The organism is Pseudoflavonifractor phocaeensis, from assembly GCF_016901955.1.
Lineage (GTDB): Bacteria > Bacillota > Clostridia > Oscillospirales > Oscillospiraceae > Flavonifractor > Flavonifractor phocaeensis_A.
This window is the reverse complement of sequence record NZ_JACJLC010000202.1, coordinates 1-993: the sequence shown is the minus strand read 5'-3', so window position 1 is coordinate 993 and position 993 is coordinate 1. Positions and strand designations below refer to the sequence as shown.

The window sequence follows — 993 nt, the reverse complement described above, 5'->3', positions numbered from 1 at the left end:
CAGTCACCAGATAACCTTGCCGCTGGAGAATAAAGATGGCTTCTTCCACGGAAACCTCACGGTGTGCAGGTGGCTGATCGCCCTTGCGGTAGAGTTCAGGGTTGTACGGCTCGTTCTTCTTGAGCATATTGTAGATAGCCGTAAGGAGCATTCTGGCAATGGCAATAATGGCTTTCTTGTGCCCTCGGCGCTTTTTGAGAGCCAGGTAGCGATTACGGACTTCCGGGAATTTCCTGGCGCGAATCGCATTGAGGGCACATTGAACAAGCAGCGGCTTGATGTAAGCACCGGCCCGGCTAATTCTTGTGGTTTTCTTCTTCCCAGCACTTTCATTGTTCTGCGGCGTAAGCCCAGCCCAGGAGCAAAGATGCTTTGAGGTGGGGAACACGGACATATCCACTCCAATCTCAGAAATAATGCCAACAGCGGCAAAGGATTGGATACCCGGCGCCGTCATAACAAGATTGAGCTGGGGAAGGTATTTCTCAGCAGTTGTCAGAATCAGCGATTCCAGATTGAGCTTGCACAGTTGGAGGCTGTCCATGTGGGAACGGATGATGCGGAGCTTTTCAGCCTGTTCTTCACACATCTCTCCATCCACAGCGGCGAGCACCTGTTCATTGGTTGCCTTCATGCCTTTCGTACGGAAACCGGAAACATCCGTAATTTTCTCCGATGGATTTTCCAGAATACGGGCAGTGATTGTGGAGGCGGCCTTGCCGAACACATCTGAGAACACATCATCCAACTTGATATTGGAAACGGTTAGGCAGTTCTGTGCCCGGTTTTTCTCGCCGGTAGTGAAATTGGTAAGTTTCCAACGATAACGAACCAAATCCCGAAGCTGGCGGATATCTGCTGGTGGGATAAAGCTTCCAGCGACAAGGTCGTGCTTGAAGATGTCAGCAATCCACTTGGCATCCCGTTTGTCTGTTTTCTTGCCCCGGATAGCTTTCACATATTTAGGGTGAGCAAGGACAATGTTGCAGGTGG

General features: G+C 50.7%; 1 protein-coding gene. It reads right to left on the bottom strand.

The window, feature by feature from the left end; translation table 11 throughout:
• On the bottom strand, positions 1-993 hold a 993-nt coding region (locus H6B51_RS17155), incomplete at both ends, for an IS110 family RNA-guided transposase (protein ID WP_204884803.1).